General features: G+C 35.5%; 14 protein-coding genes. 9 read left to right on the top strand and 5 right to left on the bottom strand.

Annotated elements, in window-relative coordinates; translation table 11 throughout:
* Nucleotides 1-292 precede the first annotated feature (292 nt).
* The 8 genes from EG358_RS17415 (at nt 293) to EG358_RS17380 (ending at nt 13,185) form a co-directional block, all read left to right on the top strand.
* Nucleotides 293-2,218 carry an ABC-F family ATP-binding cassette domain-containing protein gene (locus EG358_RS17415; protein WP_076561032.1) on the top strand — a complete coding sequence of 642 codons (1,926 nt, stop codon included), beginning with the start codon at nt 293-295 and terminating at the stop codon, nt 2,216-2,218.
* Nucleotides 2,219-2,501: 283 nt separating this feature from the next.
* Nucleotides 2,502-2,855, top strand: coding sequence for a hypothetical protein (locus EG358_RS17410; protein ID WP_076561033.1), 354 nt, complete (start codon nt 2,502-2,504; stop codon nt 2,853-2,855).
* A 352-nt stretch (nt 2,856-3,207) separates the two neighbouring features.
* Complete coding sequence (locus tag EG358_RS17405; protein ID WP_076561034.1) at nt 3,208-5,592, top strand: TonB-dependent receptor; 2,385 nt, start codon at nt 3,208-3,210, stop codon at nt 5,590-5,592.
* Between the two features lie 27 nt (nt 5,593-5,619).
* Complete coding sequence (locus EG358_RS17400) at nt 5,620-6,180, top strand: hypothetical protein (protein WP_076561035.1); 561 nt, start codon at nt 5,620-5,622, stop codon at nt 6,178-6,180.
* Between the two features lie 140 nt (nt 6,181-6,320).
* Entirely contained in the window at nt 6,321-7,655 is a 1,335-nt protein-coding gene (locus EG358_RS17395) for a trigger factor (RefSeq protein ID WP_076561036.1), read from the top strand.
* A 766-nt stretch (nt 7,656-8,421) separates the two neighbouring features.
* A complete protein-coding gene (locus EG358_RS17390) occupies nt 8,422-9,165 on the top strand; it encodes a DUF6261 family protein (RefSeq protein WP_115596452.1) in 744 nt (247 codons plus the stop codon).
* A gap of 338 nt (nt 9,166-9,503) precedes the next feature.
* Nucleotides 9,504-10,184 carry a hypothetical protein gene (locus EG358_RS17385; protein ID WP_076561038.1) on the top strand — a complete coding sequence of 227 codons (681 nt, stop codon included), beginning with the start codon at nt 9,504-9,506 and terminating at the stop codon, nt 10,182-10,184.
* A gap of 148 nt (nt 10,185-10,332) precedes the next feature.
* Nucleotides 10,333-13,185, top strand: coding sequence for a M16 family metallopeptidase (locus EG358_RS17380; protein ID WP_076561039.1), 2,853 nt, complete (start codon nt 10,333-10,335; stop codon nt 13,183-13,185).
* 223 nt (nt 13,186-13,408) lie between these two features.
* Here the strand turns inward: EG358_RS17380 and EG358_RS17375 are convergent, their stop codons facing one another.
* The gene (locus EG358_RS17375) at nt 13,409-13,993 is read right to left on the bottom strand and encodes a DUF3109 family protein (protein WP_076561040.1); all 585 of its coding nucleotides are present in this window, start codon (nt 13,991-13,993) and stop codon (nt 13,409-13,411) included.
* An 11-nt stretch (nt 13,994-14,004) separates the two neighbouring features.
* Entirely contained in the window at nt 14,005-14,910 is a 906-nt protein-coding gene (locus EG358_RS17370; protein WP_076561041.1) for a DUF6427 family protein, read from the bottom strand.
* A 42-nt stretch (nt 14,911-14,952) separates the two neighbouring features.
* Here EG358_RS17370 and EG358_RS17365 point away from each other — a divergent pair, with 42 nt between their 5' ends.
* The gene (locus tag EG358_RS17365) at nt 14,953-15,186 is read left to right on the top strand and encodes a DUF6341 family protein (RefSeq protein ID WP_076561042.1); all 234 of its coding nucleotides are present in this window, start codon (nt 14,953-14,955) and stop codon (nt 15,184-15,186) included.
* Between the two features lie 69 nt (nt 15,187-15,255).
* Here the strand turns inward: EG358_RS17365 and EG358_RS17360 are convergent, their stop codons facing one another.
* The 3 genes from EG358_RS17360 to EG358_RS17350 all read right to left on the bottom strand — a co-directional run bounded on the left by EG358_RS17360 (nt 15,256) and on the right by EG358_RS17350 (nt 17,135).
* The gene (locus EG358_RS17360; RefSeq protein WP_076561043.1) at nt 15,256-15,693 is read right to left on the bottom strand and encodes a universal stress protein; all 438 of its coding nucleotides are present in this window, start codon (nt 15,691-15,693) and stop codon (nt 15,256-15,258) included.
* Between the two features lie 66 nt (nt 15,694-15,759).
* Entirely contained in the window at nt 15,760-16,365 is a 606-nt protein-coding gene (locus tag EG358_RS17355) for a fumarylacetoacetate hydrolase family protein (RefSeq protein WP_076561044.1), read from the bottom strand.
* 371 nt (nt 16,366-16,736) lie between these two features.
* Entirely contained in the window at nt 16,737-17,135 is a 399-nt protein-coding gene (locus tag EG358_RS17350; protein WP_076561045.1) for a putative signal transducing protein, read from the bottom strand.
* Between the last annotated feature and the right edge of the window lie 71 nt (nt 17,136-17,206).

The raw sequence follows: 17,206 nt of genomic DNA, 5'->3' as shown, positions 1-17,206 counted from the left end.
TATAATCCGTATTTATACGGATTTTTATATTTGGGTATTTCTACTCATTATACTTTTTATTTTACTGCGTTATTTTGCTGTGCTTATTTTAACGGAGTTTTTTTCTTTAGTAATGAGTAAATACACCTGCTGAGTTTCTGAAATAAATTCTAGGCAAATGTTTTTAAAAATTTAGCGGGGAGCTGTCATTTTTGACGGCTCTTTTTTTATTTTCCTGTCATTCATTTCTTTTCCGTATTTTTGCACCCGAAAAAGATTCATATTCAATATTCACTTTTAATATTCATTTCAAATGCTTTCTGTTCAGGGTTTAGGATTACATCATTCAGGTAATTATTTATTTCAAAACGTAAATTTCACCATCAAAAAGGATGATAAAATTGGTTTGGTCGGTAAAAACGGAGCGGGGAAATCTACGCTTCTGAAGATGCTTTCCGGCGAAATTACTTTCTATGAAGGAAACGTAGTTCCTGAAGGAAATATTACCATCGGTTTCCTGAAGCAGGATCTTGATTTTGTGAAAGGAAGAACTGTCTGGAATGAAACCATGCAGGCTTTCGAGCAAATTAATGCATGGAAAGATGAACTGGAAGAAATAAATCATCAATTGACGGTAAGAACCGATTATGAAAGTGATTCTTATACAGATTTGATTAACAGAATGACCGATTTGAATGATCTTTTGATGCATCACGATGCCTATAATCTGGAAGGTGATATCGAAAAAGTTTTGTTTGGTTTAGGTTTTAAAGCGGATGATTTCCAAAAAATAACTGACGAATTTTCCGGAGGCTGGAGAATGAGAATCGAATTGGCAAAATTGCTGCTTCAGAAAAACGATTTGATGCTTCTCGATGAGCCTACCAATCACCTGGATATGGAATCGATTATCTGGCTCGAAAACTTCTTGAAAGATTATCCGGGAGGAATTCTTCTGGTAAGTCACGATAAACAGTTTATGACAGCCGTTTGTAACAGAACTTTTGATGTAAATAACAGAAAAGTAGACGATTATAAAGCCAATTATTCCAAATATTTGGTGATGCGTGAAGACCGTCGTGAAAAGCTGATTCAGGCTAAAAAGAATCAGGATGCGGAAATCAAGCAGATGGAAGATAACATCAACAAATTCCGTGCAAGTGCTACAAAAGCTTCTTTTGCGCAGTCTTTGATTAAAAAATTAGATAAAATAGAGCGTATTGAAGTGGATAATGAAGACGTTTCTAAATTCAATATCCGTTTCGTACAGTCACAGGTTCCCGGGAAAGTTATTTTCGAAGCCGAAAATCTAGGAAAAGCGTATGGCGAAAAACAAATTTTTGATGATGTAGATTTTATCGTTCAAAGAGGCGACAGAATTGCTCTTCTCGGACAAAATGGACAAGGAAAAACAACTCTGGCAAAAATTCTTTCAGGCGATATAAAAGATTATTCAGGAAGCTGGAATTTAGGCCATAACGTCAATATTGGTTACTTTGCTCAAAATCAGGAGGAAGTTTTAACGCCAAATAAAACGGTACAGGAAGAAGCCGAAGATGCAGCAACCGAAGAAACAAGACCTAGAGTAAGAGATTTATTAGGATCTTTCCTTTTTCAGGGTGAAGCTGTAAATAAAAAGACAAAAGTACTTTCCGGAGGTGAAAGAAACCGTTTGGCGCTTTGTAAACTACTTCTTCGTCCTTTCAACACATTGATTATGGATGAGCCTACCAATCACCTGGATATTCAGTCTAAGGAGATTATCAAATTGGCTTTGCAGAAATTTGAAGGAACGTTAATCGTGATTTCTCACGATAGAGAATTTTTACAAGGGCTTTGTGACAAGATTTACGAATTCCGTGACGGTAAAATGAAAGAATTCTTAGGTGACATCAACGAATATCTTGTTTTCAGACAGAAAGAAAGCATTAGAGAAATCTCTGCAGAGAAGGCAAAACTTCACACAGATGATATTAAGGCTAAGGTTGAGGTTAAAGTGGAGCCAAAAGCTGATGTGCCATCGACTGTGATGGTAAGCAAAGAACAGAAAAGTATTCAGAATAAACTAAAGAAAGTAGAAGAAAAAATTTCTGAACTGGAAACAGCAATAGAAAATTTCGAAGCGTCTTTCACCAAAGAAAATCCTTCTGAAGAAACGTTAGAAAAATACAATAAAACCAAAGAAGATCTCGACCTTGCATTGCAGGAATGGGAACATTTGGGAACACAATTGGATTAATTTCTAATTAAATACTAAAAAATATCCGTCTCATTTGTCATTCCATAGGAATCTAAACTTTGATTTTTACAATTCAATCTCTAAAAATTCCGCATAGATTCCTACTAAATGACAAACAGGATGAAGGAAACAGTTAGTATTAAAGATGTCTGAGGTTCTCGAAGCGTCTCAAAATATTTTTTTGGATGGTTTGTAACAAAACAGCATTCATTTCTACATATTATTCAAAGCATTTTAATAAAACTTTATCTAAGTTTTTAATTTATTTTTATAATTTTGCCCAATGATTTCTAAGAAAGGTAGACAATTAAAGAATTTTATCTCAAAGCTGATGCTTGGGATTTACTTCTTTGCGCTCTTTTCTTCAAGCTTTCACAGCCATGAGTCTGCAGATTTTAAGCATTTTAATCTTAAAAAAACTGAAAACTCTATTTCAAAAACTGATGCGAAAGAAAAAGCAGGCGACTGTTTGGCTTGTCATTTCTTAGCAACAGGAAACACTTTATTACCAGACGAATTTAGTTTCACGTTGATCAAACATACTCATGAGGTAGAGCAGGTTTTTGCTGTACAGGAAAAAATCTGGTCACAAACTAAATTTTCATTTCAACTTCGCGGACCTCCCGCAATTTCATAATCAATAGATTCTTTTTCGGATTTTTTTTGCTTTAAATTTTTCAAATTTGAATAGTTTTAGCTGCATGATGTTATTTTAATTAAACTAGACTTTTTTAAAACTGTTAAGGTAAATTTAGGAGTTAAGTTTCATTAAGAGAATCATATAGATTTTTTAGGTATCTCTTAAAAAGCTAAGCTGAATTTAATTATTCTAAACTACTTCAATAAGATCTTAATGATTCAAGATTGAACGTAAAGGTTTACAGTTTCAAGTAAAAAATCCAATTCAAAATTTTTAACGGATGTATTTTTCATGTTATTCATTTATAATAATGAGTAATTTGAAACATACACAATCAATCTATTTTACAATGAAATTGATATATAGTGTACTGCTTATCCTATGCGGATTTGCAATAACAAACGCACAGAAAACTTACACGGTAGCGGGAACTGTTCAGGATTTTCACGATAAAACCATGCTGGAAAATGCAGTGGTGAAAATCGGAGATTTTACAGCCAATACCAATAAAAAAGGGGAGTTTTCATTTAAAAATATTCCTGCAGGAAATTATCAGCTCATTGCTAAACATGCTCTGTGTGATGATTATACTGAAAATGTAGGAGTCAACAGAGATTTGCATTTAGCAATTACTTTAGAGCACCATATGGGTGATATAGAAACCGTAACCATACACGGAAGCCACAAAACCAAAGGTTCTGTGATTATGCGAACACTTGATAAAACGGAAATCGAAAGAAATTCTACAGAAAACCTGGGGAATTTGTTATCGAAAATATCTGGAGTTACGGCACTTAAAACAGGTAATAATATTTCAAAACCTGTAATTCACGGTTTGTATGGAAGCCGAATTGCAATCGTGAACAATGGCGTGAAGATGGCGGAACAGGAGTGGGGTGTAGAGCATGCTCCCAATGTAGATGTAAATGATTTTGAGCACATCGATGTCGTGAAAGGTGCTTCTGCATTGAAGTATGGAAGCGATGCTGTCGGCGGAGCAGTAGTTTTGGAACCTGCTGTTTTGCCCAAAAGAAATACCATTATGGGAAATATAAAACTTTCCGGTATTTCTAATGGTAGAGGAGGTGAAATATCAGCGAACGTAGCTAAAACGTGGACTAACCAATGGTTTGTAAAAACGGGCGGGAGTTATAAAAAGTTGGGAGATTTATACATTCCACATCACACGCTTCAAAATACAGGAGCTGAAATAAACTCTTTTAATTTCTCGTTTGGAAATCATGGTTTTATGCAAGGTTTTGATGTTTCATACAGCGGAATCAATCAGGAATTCGGGATTTTCAAAGGTGCGCATTTAGGAAATAATGTAGATTTCAGAAACGTCTTCAAGTTCGGACAGCCTTATTACCTTGATAATTTCAGTTATGATATTGTGAATCCTAAGCAGGAGGTTGAGCATCATATTGCAAAACTGTCGGCTTACAAACGTTTTGAAAACTTTGGAAAACTAAGCTTTCAATATAGTTTTCAGATGAATCGCCGTAAGGAATTTGATATCAGAAGAGGAGAGCTCAATGAACTTCCTTCGATGGATCTGCGGTTGATTACACATTCTGCCAGTCTTACTCATCTTTTAGAACGAGGAAACTGGAGCTTAGAAAGCGGTCTTTCGGCAGGTTTTCAGGATAACTATCCAAATCCTGCAACGAAAGCAAGACGTTTAATTCCTGATTACTATAAGTATGATGCAGGTGCTTTTTCTGTATTCAAATATAAATTCAGTTCAACGCTAAATGCAGAAGCCGGGGCGCGATATGATTTCAGCAGATATGATGCTTACAAATATTATGATGCAAAAGACTGGAACGAAAAATTTGCAAGTCGTTATCCCCAGTTCTTTGTACAGGAAGCCGACAGCCGAATTTTGACACGTCCTATCCTAGATTATCATAATTTTTCTGCCAATTTGGGATTCAATTATAAGCCCGATAATAATTTTGAACTTAAATTAAACTTCGCACGAGCAGACAGAACTCCGAACCCTGCAGAACTTTTCTCTGATGGGCTTCATCATTCTGCTGCAATTATCGAGGAAGGAGATTTATCTATTCAGAAAGAAACGGTTTATAATGCTAACCTTTCGATGATTGGGAAATTCAATGTTTTGAAAGGATTGCACGTTGAGGTGAATCCATATTACATGATTTCAGACAGTTTTATCAATCAGGTGCCAACGGGTATCGAATCTTCAAACAGAGGAGTTTTCCCGGTTTGGAGCTATCAGCAGATTAAAGCCAGAATTTTCGGAATTGATGCAGATGCAGAACTTAATATTCTTGATAATTTAAAATGGAATACGAGTTTCAGTGCATTAAAAGGAGATGATCTTACCCATGATGAGCCTCTGATCTTGATGATGCCGGCTAATCTGAGAAATGCGGTTGAGTTTAAACTGAATACACCCAAAAACTTCTATGTACGCTTGGAAAACGAAAGTGTCTTCAGACAGAAACGTTTCCCGATCAGAAATCAATACCTTGATTTTATTGAAGATGGCACTACATTCAATGAAGAACTCGACCTCAGTACACCTCCTTCAGCATACACATTATTCAATGCATCTGTAGGTGCAGACCTATTTAAAAATCTGAATCTAAATTTCAGAATCAATAACATTTTTAATACAGAGTATCGTGAATATCTTAACAGACTGAGATATTTTATGCCGGAATCCGGTAGAAACTTTATCGTTACTCTGAAATACAATTTCTAATTATTAATACTTAAAATTAAATTTAAAATGAAAAAATTATTCAACATAACACTATTACTTTTAGCTACAGTTTTTATCTTATCATGTAGAAACGGAGATGATGATATCCCGGAAGATATCCATGAGCATGACGAGATTGGTAAAGTGGTTTTAACATTGACCAATAAAGCCGATGCTGCAGATATTCAAACGGTAAACGTAATTGGTGGAGTTGCAGATGCTCACCTTCACTTGCACCAGGGAGATACCTATACTGCTGTACTGGATTTTCAGATCAAGCATGACGACCATTACCATTCTTCAGATGAAATTGTAGAAGAAAAAGATCATCATTTTATCACTTTTGCACCTGCAAATGCTGATATCGTTGTCTTGAGAGCTGCAAACGACATTGTAAGAACAGACGGAAACAAAATAGGGTTAAAAACAGAATGGACCATTAATTCTACACAATCTACAGGAAAAATGAATATTAAATTGATTCATGCGCCTACTTCTGTAAATCAAAACTATCCTTCTGCTACCAACCAGTTGGGGCAAACTCAGGGAGGCGAAAGTGATGTAGACATTACTGTTGATACACACTAAAAGTTAGCTCAGACAAATTTTTTAAAGTATAAAAGACATTATTTCGGTAATGTCTTTTTTATTTTAACGTATTATAACAAAAGGAATGTCTTGTTTTAATAAAAAATTCATATTTTTGCAACCTAAAATTTTAATCAATAATGAAGGTTACCGCAAAAAACCATGATGATGTAAGTGCATTGCTTACAGTAACATTGGAGAAATCTGACTACAAAGAAAAAGTAGAAAAGCAATTGATTAATTATGCTAAAAATGCACAAGTTCCTGGTTTCAGAAAAGGGAAAGTGCCTTTGAGTATGGTTAGAAAGCAATATGAAGCAGGGATTGCATTCGAAGAAATCAACAAACAAGTTTCTGATGCTTTAAATAACTATATCAACGAAAACAAACTAAGATTAGTTGGTCAGCCGGTTCCACAGCCTGTAAATGATTTTAATCATAATGCAGAGCAGTTGGAAGTAGCTTTCGAAGTAGGTTACGAGCCTGAGTTTACTATTGATTTGGCTAAATATGAAGCACCTCACTACAAAGTTTCGGCTTCTGAAAAAGAAATCAACAAGAGCATAGAAAATATGCAGAAGCGTTTTGCTGAGCAGGTTCCTCAAGATAAGATCACTAAAGATTCTTACATCAACTTCGAGATTACTCAGGTTGTAGAAGAAGGTGCAGAAGGAGAGCACAATCACGCACCAAAAATGGCTACCATTACAGCTGAAAACAAAGCTGCTTTCAAGTTGCTTAAAGGTTTGAAGATGGATGAGTCTGTAAAAGTTTCTAAAGAAACTCTTGCTGCTGACGAAGATTTGGCTAAAGAATTAGGTTTCGCTAAAGAAGAAGTTGAGCATTTACACCACGCTGAAGTTGAGGTAAAAGTAAAAGATTTCTATAGCTTAAACTTGGCAGAACTTAATCAGGAGTTATTTGATAAAGTTTACGGTGAAGGAAACATCAAAACTGAAGAAGAGCTTAAAGATAAAGTAAAAGCTGAATTGGATGAATACTTCCAGCAAAATGCAGACGTACACTTTGTAAATAAAGTGTTGGAGCAGGTTTCTGAAAAAGAAGAAGTAAAACTTCCTGAGTCTTTCCTGACGAAGTGGTTGATCTTCTCTAACCAGAACATCCAGTCTGAAGAGCAGGCGCAGGCAATTCTTGAAGCTGAGAAAACTCAATTGAAATATCAAATTATCGAAGGTAAATTGATGTCAGACAACAATATTCAATTAGATTATGCTGATGTTTTGGCTCAGGCTGAGCAGTTGGTAAAAAATCAATTGGCAATCTACGGAATTCACCACTTAGGTGATGAAGAAGTTCAAAAATATGCTGCTGAAATGTTGAAAGACCAAGAGCAGGTAAGACAAATTTCTTCTGAAGTAGCAATGGCTAAATTGAAAGACGTTATCCTTGAAAAAGCAACTAAAAAGGAAACTGAAATCTCTCACGACGAGTTTTTAGAAGAATTGAAGAAATAATTTATTCTGATATAAATATTTGAAAACCTCCAAGAAATTGGAGGTTTTTTTGGTTTGTAACCTAACTGAGAGTAATATATAAATAATATATTTTTCACTATTTACTGTTTTGTTAATACAATATCTTTAGTTTCCGTAATCGACCACTTTACCCTGTGCATTGGTTTTATAAAGCTATCCTCTGCCTTTTTCCAGTTCGGGAAGAAGCTTTGCTTTATGCTTACTTTCATCAAGAGAAATTCTTTTCGAGGTAAGCTGAAATTTTGAGCTGTCATTAATAAAAGACTGACCTCGGGAAATTGATCCGTTCTACAGGAGTAAGCTGTGATAGCCACTATAAGAATCAGACACAGCCTGAGCAATAGATTTTTTTCATAAATTAAATGTGATTTTTAAAGCGGTAATATACTTTTTCATAGAATAACAACAAGGAGATAAATAAGAAATATTTTTTCATCTGCCTATTAAAAAATTCTTTACATTTGATTTAAGATTGAAGAATAAAACTCAATCCTACAAAACACAAAAAAATGAATGAAAAAAAACAATCCTCAAAAACAGGGCAGTAACTCCTAAAATACCCCTCCGAAAGCCTCCTGTACACTAGTAAGAAACTTTCGGCAACTCTTGAAACCTTCTTTCACCCCTGCGACAGACTTACGGGAACCCACGAAAAGGCAAAACACCCTAGTAAGAAGCTTTCGGGAAATCTTTAAAAATATTTTCAAAATATCATTGAATCAATAACTTAATAAAACACAAAACAATGAACGCAATTGATTTATTTAAACTTCGTAATGCAGAATACCTACAATACGTAAAAGACTATCTGGCCATCCTTAATCTGAATAATCCACAACAGTTGGAGATTGAAGCCAAGCTTACCGATCTCACAGCCAGAACCACAGAGCTGGAAACCCTTTACAAAAAAGCACTGGCAAGCGAAAAAACACAGGAACTATTGGCTCTCGATGAAAGAAGAGATGATGCCGTGAACGGTATTTTTTATTTTCTTTTGGGCAACACCTATCATTTTGAAACCGACAGACAGCAAAAGGCAGAGTTGCTTCTTGGCAATATGGCGCTCTATGGAAGTGGTATTTCCAGGCTCAATTATCAGGCAGAGACCGCCACCATCAATAATCTTCTCCGTGATTGGGAAAACAAATCGGAGCTTGCAGATGCCATCATCTTATTTGATCTGTCATCATGGGTAAATGAAATGAAAGCTGCCAATGAAGAATTCAATACTCAATATCTTTTGCGTACGCAGGAATACGGCGATGCTAATCCTGACACCATTAAAAGCAAAAGAGAAGAGACCAATCTTGCGTACTATGCGCTTAGAAACAGGGTAGATGCACTGCATCTTTTGATAGAAACACCACCCTCACCTTACGCCACCGTGATCAATCAGCTGAATGCATTGACGGATCAGTATAATGTATTGCTGGTTAACAGAAAACCTGGCTCGGCAGATCCGGCTAACCGAGAAGGTTTGACTAAATAATAACGCCTTAATAGCCTTGTCAAGGCTCCTTATCAAAATGAAAACCTCCAAGAAATTGGAGGTTTTTTTGGTTTCAAAAAGAAGAGATCTGGATTTCATTTTTTTTAATTAATCTACTCGAAAGTTAGAGTTACAAGTACATCAAAGTCAGAAATTTTTGCCAATAAAGTTAATGTTGATATAAAGTCTATAGTTTATTAAAGAATTTAATCTGCAGATTATTTCATTTTTATGCAATATGATTATCTTTATGCCTTTAATTTAATAATGAAATCATATTATGCTTTTGCGAGAAGTAAATAGGTTTCACAAGCTTTTAAACAAATAAATATTTTAATATGAAAAAGATCATCATTCCGTTTTTCTGTGCGGTACTATTTACCACTACTGTGAATGCGCAGACGGCAACGGTAGAAACAACGTCAGCGGTAAAATCTAAACTTTCTCCTCAACAGGTTATTGATAATTACCTGAACGGGCTTGGCGGGAAAAGTAAACTTGAATCTGTAAAAACAACGATTACAGAAAATACAATGTCTATTCAGGGAATGGAAATTGCGATGAATACCAAAAAAATGGGTAACAAATTCAAATCTGTGCAGTCGGTAATGGGCCAGGAAGTTACTCAGATGTTTGATGGCGAAAAAGGATACGTTAACCAGATGGGTACAAAAAGTGATTTGCCTGCAACGGCAATTCCTGAATTGAAAAAAGGGAAGACGATTGATGCTTTAGGATATGATGCGGCCAATTTCAGTGGGGTAACCGTAGAAAAATTAGACGGTAAAGATTATAATGTACTGACTTCAGATAAAGGTAAATTCTATTTTGATACGACGACAGGTCTTTTGTATAAATCGAACTCGCCAGTGGGTGATGCGCTAATTAAATCTTACATCACCGTAGACGGAATCAAATTTCCGGGAGATATTGAAGCTGAAGGAAACGGGCAGAAGGTGGTTATTAAAACATCAAAAGTTACCATTAATTCTGGTGTTACTGATGCAGATTTTAAATAATCATTATCAATTATATATTGGAAACCGGCTTTTGCCGGTTTTTTTGTTTTTAAACTTTAACGCAAGTTTAACTAAATAGTTAGTGATTAAATTTCTTCAGTATGGGATTAAATGTTATTTTTATCTCAGATAAAATAAATCAAATTGTATGAAAAAAAATCTATCGTCCATAATTGCGGTCATTTTTATGTCGTCTATGGCTTTTGCACAGAATATTCCTATGGATGCTTCTGTAAGAACAGGTACTCTTCCGAACGGATTGAAGTACTACATTAAAAAGAACACATTACCCGAAAAGAAAGTTGATTTCAGACTGGCCATCAATGCCGGATCTATTCTTGAAGACGAAAACCAGAGAGGTCTCGCTCACTTTATGGAGCATATGAACTTCAACGGAACCAAAAACTTTCCAGACAATAAATTGGTAGACTTCCTACAGTCGATCGGGGTGAAATTTGGTCAGCACCTTAATGCTTACACAAGTTTTGACGAAACCGTTTACATGCTTCCCGTTCCTTTAGATAAACCAGGCAATCTAGATTCCGGTTTAAAGGTAATGGAAGACTGGGCTTTTAACGCAACATTGACCGATGAGCAGATCAACAAAGAAAGAGGTGTTGTTTTAGAAGAATTAAGATTAGGCTTAGGTGCAGATAAGAGGATGTCTGATAAATATTTGCCAAAATTATTACACAAATCACAATACGCCAATAGATTACCAATCGGTACTAAAGAGGTGCTTCAGAATTTTAAGCCTGAAGTAATCAGACAATTTCACAAAGACTGGTACAGGCCAGATTTGATGGCATTGGTGGTAGTGGGAGACATTAATGTAGATGAGGTAGAAAAGAAGATTAAAGAAAATTTCAGCAAATACAAAAATCCTTCTAAGCCGAGAGAAAGAAAATCTTTTGATCTTCCGAATCACACAGAAACTTTGGTGGCGATAGAAACCGATCCGGATGCTACCAATTCTATGGTTCAGTTTATCATGAAGGATGAAGGCTCGTATACACCGGATGTTACCGTAGAGCAATACAATCAAAGTTTAATCGAAAATCTTGCAACTCAGATGCTTAATAACAGATTGAGAGAATTGGTAAATTCAAACAATCCTCCGTTTACGTTCGGATCTGTTTATCACGGCGGAACGTATGCAAGAACTAAGGAAGCTTTCCAGGGATTTGCGTTGGTAAAAGAGGGCAATCAGATAAACGCTTTGAAAGTACTTTTAGAAGAAACTGAAAGAGCAAAAAGATTTGGCTTCACACAAAGTGAGCTCGACAGAGCAAAATCTCAGGTGATGTCTAATATGGAAAGCTCGTACAACAACCGCGACAAAACGGAAAGCGACGTTTTGGTAGACGAATATGTAAGAAACTTCCTGGAGCAGGAACCAATGCCGGGAATTGCCTGGGAATTTGAAGATGTGAAAAACTTCTTGCCGTCAGTTACGTTGGCTCAGACCAATAATGTGATCAAGAAAATGGTAAAAGAAGACAGCAGAGTAATCATCATTACCGGTCCTAAAAAGGACAATGTAAAGATGCCTACAGAAGCTATGGTTCTAAAGACATTTGAAGATGTAAAAATGGCTGACCTTAGACCTTATGAAGAAAAGGCGACCATTAAAAATCTGGTAAAACCATTTAAATCTGACGGGAAAATTGCTAAAACTGAAACCGATGCAAAATTAGGCACCACAACATGGACGCTAAGCAACGGAGCAAAAGTAACGTTCAAAAAAACAGACTTTAAAGATGATGAAATTGTTTTCTCAGCAAGAAGTTTAGGTGGAAACTCGTTATTGAGCGACGCAGATTACAATAAAACTCAGTTTGCTTATCAGGCATTAACAGAAGCAGGAGTAAACGGCGCATCTAAAGCCGAACTTACCAATTATCTGGCAGGAAAACAGGTAAGCGTAAATCCTTACATCAGCAGCACTTTGGAAGGAATATCAGGTAGAACCAATCAAAAAGATCTTGGTACGGCTATGGAGCTTCTTTATGCCTATTTTACAGGCTTAAATTACAATCCGGAAGCGTTCAATGCTTATATTGTAAAGCAGTCTGCCATGTTGGATAATATTCTGTCTAATCCCCAGACGTATTTTGCAAGTGAACATGCTAAGTTTACGAATCAGAAAAATCCGAGATTTATCGGCATTCTTCCATTGGCAAAAGACTGGGCGGCGACTGATTACAAAAAAGCATACGATGTTTATAAAGAGAAATTTGCCAATGCCGGAAATTTCCATTTCTATTTTGTAGGAAATATTGATGAAGCTACATTTAAAAATGAAGTTTTACAGTATATCGCAAGTTTACCGACGACCGGAAAAACAACCAAATTCAAAGATACCGGCTACAGATCGATAACAGGAGATCATACCAAAGTATACAAAAAAGGTAAAGATCCGAAGAGTCTGGTGCAGATCGTTTATTCGGGTGAAACTACTTACAACGAGAAAGAAGCTTTGGCACTTGCAGCTTTAGGTGAAGTGGCTACCATCAAAGTAATTGAAAAACTGAGAGAGGACGAGAGCGGAATCTACGGCGGTGGAGCAAGAGGATATATGGGGAAAGTACCTTATAATAACTACAGCTTTAGCTTAAGCTTCCCTTGCGGACCTGAAAATGCAGATAAACTGACGAAAAGTGCAATTGCAGAAATTCAGAAACTGATCGATAAAGGGCCTGAGCAAAAAGATCTTGATAAGTACAAAGAAGGGGAGATCAATGATTACAAAACAGACATCAAAGACAATTCTTACTGGATGAATGCTATTTCTAAAAATCAATTAGACGGAAGCGATAAGTATGACATCTTAAATTATCAGGAAAAAGTAAAAGCATTGACTGTAAAAGATCTGCAGGATGTTGCTAAAAAATACCTGACAAAAAACAGAGTCGTTGCTACTTTAATGCCTGAAGACGGGTGGGAAAGTGCTCCTAAGAAAGAAACTTCTGCAGCAGTAAAAGCCAGCGCAGTAAAATAATCTTAATTGATTACATATAACGAAACCACCGCAGAAAAATTTCTGCGGTGGTTTGTTTTTAGAGTAATGCTGTGATGTTTTTAATTTAATAGGACTTCATCCTTTTCTTTATTAAGCCGTTCCTTCGGGACCTTAAATCATTGAAAAAAATAATGATTACAACAAAATCATTTATTTTTCAACTATCAACTATCAACTATCAACTATCAACTATCAACTATAATTATTTCCCATATTCTTTCTTCCACTCTTCCGCAACATCGCTCAAAGTAGTGTAAAAATCTTCACCGTATTTTCTGGTAAGAGGGGTTTTAAGAAATTTGTATACCGGAACCTGAAGTTCTTTTCCTAATGTACAAGCATCGTTACAAATGGGCCATTCATGATAGTTTAAAGCAGAAAATGTAGAATATTCTGTAACTCTTATAGGATATAAATGACATGAGATTGGCTTTTGCCAGTCAATAGCACCATCTTCGTATGCCTTTTCGATCCCGCATTTGGTAATTCCTCGATCATCAAAAGTTACATAAGCGCATTCTGCATCTTCGATCATCGGCGTTACGTACATTCCGTCCATAGGATCGGTTGTCCATGTTCCTTGCTCGTCTAATGCTTTAATTCCTGCTTCTGTAAGATAAGGCTTTATTTTATCATAAATATTATCTAAAATCACAAGCTCGTCTTTATCTAAAGGCGCTCCTACATCACCTTCTACACAACATGCACCTTTACATTTGGTAAGGTTACAAACAAATTCTTCAGAAAAAATATCTTCAGAAATTAATTTATCGTCTATTTGAATCATAATCTTTTTTTTTAAAATAAATTGAAATGCGTACCTGCCTTAAAAGCAACTAAGCTTATAATTGTTAACCATACACTCGCTTCCTGCATCCAGTATTTGGGTAAAAACTTCATCATACGGCTTAAAATAATCGTTGACGGAAAAGCCAAAAGCAATAAATACTCATAGGTCTTATCCATATAAAGAATGATCGTTATAAGCTGTGCTAACGAAAAAACGAGCAGGAAAGTATATTTGTATCTGCTAACCGGGCTTTTCTTATTGTAATGCGTAAAGTGATCATAAATTGCATAGATCAGCATCAAAGCAATTGGAATCAACGAAAAGAGGTCTAAGTAATCAGTTACCATTTTCATTTTTCCGAAAGGAATATAATCTGTATTCCATGAGCTGAACTGAAAGAAAAACATTACCGAGAAATAGCTTAACCCAATCATGACAATTCCCAATAGAAATCTGAAAATATTTAGGCCAATTCTTTCTGAAGTAACAATAAGGTGAATCAGTACAAAAATCATCATCGGCCAGGTGGTCGGCAGAAATATAAAGTTTAACGCAACAATAGAACCTACCAAAACATATGACTTCTTTCGGAGGTCTTCATTAGTACTTGTTAAAAGTAGCAAGAGGAAAGAATTGGTAAGAATGGCAACGGCAATTCCTAGGTCGATACTACCGTCATAAAGTCCAAAAATAAAAAATGTGTAGAGGAATAATGGCAAATGAGTATGATAATTGAGATCTATCGCATTAAAACAGAAATATCCCAGCGCAATTCCAATAAAAGTAATTCCGGCAATAACGCCCTCATAAGTATTGAAATTCAGTATGTTAAATAATATTACGATTAAAAGAAGAAAACCAATATACACAGGAATTGAAAAAATATTGCTTTCTTTTGAAAGTAATCTAAACATTTTTTATAAATTTGTGCAAAGTTAATTTAAAAAAGGAAAATAATGACGTCTTTCTTTCTATTCTTGAGTGATGCATTCAAATGGGCATTTGGTTTCTACGATATTTTCGGAAACGTATTAAACTGGATTTTGTTCGCAGTATGCTGTGTACTATTCACATATTGGTGCTACGTTTTGGTAGTAAATCTTGGAAACAACAAAGACAAAGAGTATTATTCTCCGACAGAAGGGAAGAACCCTTACTACGATCCTGCGATCTATAAAAAAGAAGGTTAATTAATTGGTTATATAGAAAAAGACCGGTCAAAATTTTTGATCGGTCTTTTTTATTTTTTCAGTTGGAAACTATTCATGAATGGGAAGAACCAACACCGGAATTTTTGAACTTTTCGTTAATCCTTTGGTTAAACTTCCTACAAAAACATCGTAAATGCCACTTCTTCCGTGAGAACCCATTACAATGTAACTGGCGTTTTTAAGGTCAGAATATTCCAGGATAATATCTTTTGCGATGCCCTGCTTCAAAATATGCTCGCATTCTACATCGTGAGCAAGAATTCTTTGGTTGATCTTATTCAGAAGCACCAATTCTTCTCTGATCTCATTTTCTTCTACTTCCGGAAAATACTGATATCCCATATCTCCGATGGCAAAACCAATATCTGTCGGCGCAACATGTATGAGGCAAATCTTTCCGTTTACTTCTTTGGCAAATTTTACGGCACCGTCTACAAGCTGATCTGTTTTCTCTCCAAAATCTACAGGTAAAATAATATTAATCATAAGTTTGAATTTGTAATTTTAGTCTTTTAAAGATATGAAAAAAACAGACCAACTCAAATGATAATGTTACATAATTCTTAGATCCAAGACTTTTTCATTTTCAAGATATGCTTCCAATACATCATTTTCAGATACCTTTCCTACACCTTCCGGAGTTCCTGTAAAAATCAGGTCGCCCACTCTCAATGTAAAATACTGTGAAACGAAAGCAATAATATCATCAATACTGAAGATCATATCTTTTGAGTTTCCTTGTTGTGCTTTTTCTTTATTTTTTAGAAGTGAAAAATTCAGAGATTCAAGATTATAATTTTCTTTTTTAAAGAAATTTCCTACTACTGCAGAGCCGTCAAAACCTTTTGCCAGTTCCCAAGGAAGACCTTTAGATTTCAGATCGCTCTGAAGATCTCTTGCTGTAAAATCTATTCCCAAGCCAATCTCATCATAATGTTTGTTAGCGGCTTCTTTCTGAATATATTTTCCACCTTTTGAGATTTTTACCACCACTTCCAATTCGTAATGTACATCATTCGAGAATTCAGGGATGTAAAAATCATTGCCTTTCAGAACTGCGGTGTCGGGCTTCATAAAGATCACAGGTTTATCGGGAATAGCATTTCCCAATTCTTTTGCGTGCTCGCTGTAATTTCTTCCTATGCAGATTATTTTCATAATTTATTTATTTGTCATTGTGATGAGCCAAGCGAAGAAGCAGTCTCAGAATCACTTATTATTCATTTTATTTATTGCTAATTTTTTTTAGAAGCTTTTTCCCGCTTTTCGCTGTATCTTTTGTTACGCTGCGCTGCACAAAAGGATGTCGCTGCAATCGGGGCTAATAAAAATTGTTGTGTTAAAAACCACCCCGTCAAAAATTTCTTTGAAATTTTCGCCACCCCTCCAAAGGAATTTCGCGTGTCATTTCAAATGTATCATTGCGAAAAGTGGAATTAGCTTGTGCTAAGTTTATTTAAGCAAAACAATCTCAAAATTTATCCTCAATCATTTAAACTTCCATCACCCATCTTCAAACTTCCAACTTCCTAATGCGTAAACACATTTTCACAATAGTAACAAACATATCTGTCGCTTGAAAGCAAAGAAATTCCAAAGAAACTTGTCGAGCTGTCATCTTTATAGATGTGATTTGAACCACATTTCGGACAGACAAAATCAAATTTCGGATCTTCAACAGTATGTTCAACTTCTAAAGAAAATTTGTTGTTTTCGTGATAATCAGCTAAAATCTTTTCAGCGTTTTCAAAATCATCTTCAAAAACCTGTAACTGAATTCCGCCAACAGCCTGCGAAAGCAACCAATCTGATTGTATCAATTGTTCGTTTGCGATAAAACTGTTAATGTTGCTCTCGGCAAGAATCTGCTTGTCGCGATTGGCTTCAAGTGCAGTTTCGTAAAATTTAAACTTAACTAAGTTGCTCATCCTTTTTAATTTTTTATAACTCAATTTTCATACCTTATAGAAAATTAAGATATTTTTATCACATAAGAGAC

Origin of the sequence: Chryseobacterium indoltheticum (assembly GCF_003815915.1) — a bacterium.
Classification (GTDB): Bacteria; Bacteroidota; Bacteroidia; order Flavobacteriales; family Weeksellaceae; genus Chryseobacterium; species Chryseobacterium indoltheticum.
The sequence above is the reverse complement of the archived record's forward strand: the minus strand, read 5'-3'. Positions and strand labels throughout refer to the sequence as shown.